The organism is Sulfuricaulis sp. (genome assembly GCF_049587675.1).
Taxonomy (GTDB): Bacteria; Pseudomonadota; Gammaproteobacteria; order Acidiferrobacterales; family Sulfurifustaceae; genus Sulfuricaulis.
This window is the reverse complement of the sequence record NZ_JBAVEJ010000037.1, coordinates 1-3,203: the sequence shown is the minus strand read 5'-3', so window position 1 is coordinate 3,203 and position 3,203 is coordinate 1. Positions and strand designations below refer to the sequence as shown.

The window sequence follows — 3,203 nt, the reverse complement described above, 5'->3', positions numbered from 1 at the left end:
GTTCGTGCTCGGGCCGTCATTTGCCGCGCAGTTTGCGGGACAGCAAAAGATCGTTATAGACGGAACATTGAAACTGACCACCCACCCCGATCTGGCCTGCACTCGGGCAAGCGACGGGCAGCGGACGCTCACGCTCGTGGGACACATACTGGATCCGCTGGCGCCTGTAGCGAAAAATATCGATATTTTGAAGAAACTCCTAGCCGGATTTTCTTCGATCAGCGAGTTGGTCAAGGCAACCGGACGCTTCGGTGGGCGCTGGATCATCGTCGCGACAAACGACGAACAGAGATTTCTTTTTAACGACGCATTAGGTCTTCGGCAGGTGTTTTATACGAATCCCGCCGACACCACCAGCGTGTGGGCGATGTCGCAGCCCGGGATCGGCGCGAAGATGCTAGGGTTGCCGCTGGAGCAGGAAGCGGCGGCGTATATGAATTCGCATCCCTTTCGTTCAAATCCTGAGTACCGCTGGCCCGGCGAGGCTTCGCCGTTCAAGGGACTGAAGCATTTGCTGCCAAACCACTGGTTGGACCTCGATACCGGAACGAGCCACCGCTACTGGCCGATGGAACCTCTGGCACGCGTAGAGCCTGAGGTCGCGATTGAGAGACTGGCAGTGCTGTTCACCGGCATGATTCGCGCGGCGGCTCAACGTTTTGACCTTGCCCTGGGCATTACTGCCGGCCTCGATAGTCGTCTGTTGCTGGCGGCGGCCCGGGACATCAAGGACGCGCTTTCTTTCGTAACTGTGTGGCAAGGAAATATGCCGGATGACCACCCTGACATCACGATCCCCGGCCGGCTGCTCGACCGTCTCGGATTGCCGCACGAGGTGATCCGCGCCGCGGAAAGCGTGACGCCAGATTTCAGTCAGGCATTCAAACGCTCCGTGTATCTCGCGCATGACCACTACGGACCGGACGCCGAGGCGATTCTCCGGCGCTTCTCCCGCGCCAAGGCGGTGCTCACGGGCAGCGGGGCGGAGGTCGGGCGCTGTTCCTTTCGCAAGGAGCTGCCTTGGTCCGACCGTAGAACCATCACATCCGCTCATCTCGCGCGACTGCAGCGCATGGATGGTCAGCCATTTGCCATGCAGCACTTCGCAAAATGGTTGGAGGACGCGCATCCGCGCTACAACGTCAAACTACTTGACTTGTTTGAATGGGAACAGGGTCACGGTAATTGGCTTGCTATGACGCAGCTCGAATTCGACATCGCCTGGCGCGAAATCATCACGCCCTATAATTGCCGGGACGTGTTGACGACATTGCTCGCCGTGGACGAGCGTTACCGCCGCGCTCCGGATTACGTGTTTTTTCACCGGCTCATCGAGAAACTCTGGCCGGACGTGCTACAGGAGCCGATCAACCCCCGGCTGCGTCAAAGCCTTCTTCAGCGGCTGAAAGGTGCTGTCCGGTCGCTTCCCAGGTATTGGTCCTAGGAAGTCCATGTCAAACGCCAGCATGAAATATTTGCCAACAGAGCCGAAGCACAAAGGGATGCTGTACCGGCTGCTGCGCACCATCGCGCCACTTCGCGCTGCGGTGCGTTTCGTGCGCGGGCTCCTTGATCGCTATCGTCCCCAAGCATGGCGCCTCGAAGGTCGGGAACGCACGAGCGGCACGCCGCTTGTGATCGTTTTTGCTGGGCAGCTCGAGAACAAGAACTACATCGCACATCTTACTTTTGCCGGTGCTCCCGAGGAGTCGTCGGCTGGCGCGGTGTGGTTGTGGTCCGTGAGATGGCGAGCGGTGAGAGTCGGAGCGGATCTCGCGATACGCCAGGTCGACCGCTTGCATTACCCCGTATTTGCCAGAGGTGGCGGCCGCTTCACTCCGTGCTGGGTGGGTCTCGAAGCCGATCTGGCGGAGGCCACCGCGCGTCTTAATACGTCGGATACGATTCGCAGTGACCGGCGGCGCATCAGGAAGCATGGCCTTCAATACGAGATCACGCGCGACCCGGCGCTGTACGAAGATTTTTATCGTCGCATGTACCTCCCAACCGTCCTCAATCACCACGCCGACCGTTCAATGCCTGTGCCGTGGTCGGAACTCGAAGCTGAGATGGGACGAACCGTGCTCATTCTGGTGACGAAAGATGGCGAAAATATTGGTGGGGGATCATTTTGTGACATGGGAGGCGGTCAAGCGCGCGCCCGCCTCGTTGGGGTGAAGGACGGCGATGAGCAATATGTCCGCATGGGCGCAATGGCCGCAACGTACATTTTCGGGATCGAACATCTAGCGGCAGCGGGATATCGTAGCGTTCACTACGGCGGCACACGCGGGTTTCTGCAAGATGGACTGCTGCAGTACAAGAAGAAGTATGGGGTGCGAATCGTAAACGCCGATACGCGAGGTTTCCAGATAATGGCCACATGCCGATATAGCGCAATCGAGGCGTTCTTGGTCAACAACCCCTACATCGCCGAAGAAAAGAATGGCTCCTTCTTTGCAGACATTTTCGTTCGAGCGGGGAAGGACTCAGACGCCGGTGCGTTGAAGGCGCGGTTGACAAAATTGTATGTTCAGGGTGTCGCTGCCATATGTCTCCATGTTTTCGGGCAGCCACCCGAGCCGGCGGCGCTTGATTTAGATTTCGACGTGCCGGTTGTCGTGCGCTCCTCGGTGCCCGGCACCATCGTTGACGCTGCCGCAGGGCGTTTCGCCGACGCCTCCTTTCATCCATGATATCCGCATCGGGTCTAACGCGTGTCTCATTTCCGCGCCACATTGCGGGGTTTGTTGGCCTAGCGGAGGCGCAACCGAGCGTGCGACGCCTGCTGCGACGCGACGCGACATTCCCGTGGACACTGGACGCGAGCGGATGCGAAGCGAAGCAGGAAGAACAGCTGGAGTTGCATCATGAATGATCGTTTGCAGAAAGCTCGGCAGACTTTGTCGTTTCCTCTCAGGAACTGGCTGACCCGCGCGTATGCGGCGGGTCCGGAGCTTTCGGATGCCGTGCGGATGTGTCGCCGATTCTCGCAACAGGGTGTCGGGGGGGACATCTGTTACTGGGCCGGTGACGACGACACGCCAAGATGCGTCGCGGATGCTTACCTGGCCGCGATTCGCACCATGGCGAGAGAACGACTGGACTGCACCATTTCGATCAAAGCCATGGTGTTGGGGTTCGACCGCGACCTGGTGGCTGAAGTGGTAGGTATGGGAAAGGCGGCCGGCATAGGCATTTAC

General features: G+C 59.0%; 3 protein-coding genes. All 3 read left to right on the top strand.

Features of this window, described 5'->3' with window-relative positions; all coding sequences use genetic code 11:
- Positions 1-1,444: hypothetical protein (locus WB402_RS01470; protein ID WP_424205043.1), on the top strand; the 1,444-nt coding region annotated here is incomplete at its 5' end.
- A 7-nt stretch (positions 1,445-1,451) separates the two neighbouring features.
- The gene (locus WB402_RS01465) at positions 1,452-2,696 is read left to right on the top strand and encodes a hypothetical protein (protein WP_424205041.1); all 1,245 of its coding nucleotides are present in this window, start codon (positions 1,452-1,454) and stop codon (positions 2,694-2,696) included.
- A 174-nt stretch (positions 2,697-2,870) separates the two neighbouring features.
- Positions 2,871-3,203 (top strand): hypothetical protein (locus WB402_RS01460; RefSeq protein ID WP_424205040.1); only part of this gene is annotated, 333 nt, incomplete at its 3' end.

Coding starts and splice junctions, on each gene's coding strand:
- WB402_RS01465 (WP_424205041.1), top strand. CDS start 1,452: ATGTCAAACGCCAGCATGAAATATTTGCCAACAGAGCCGAAGCACAAA.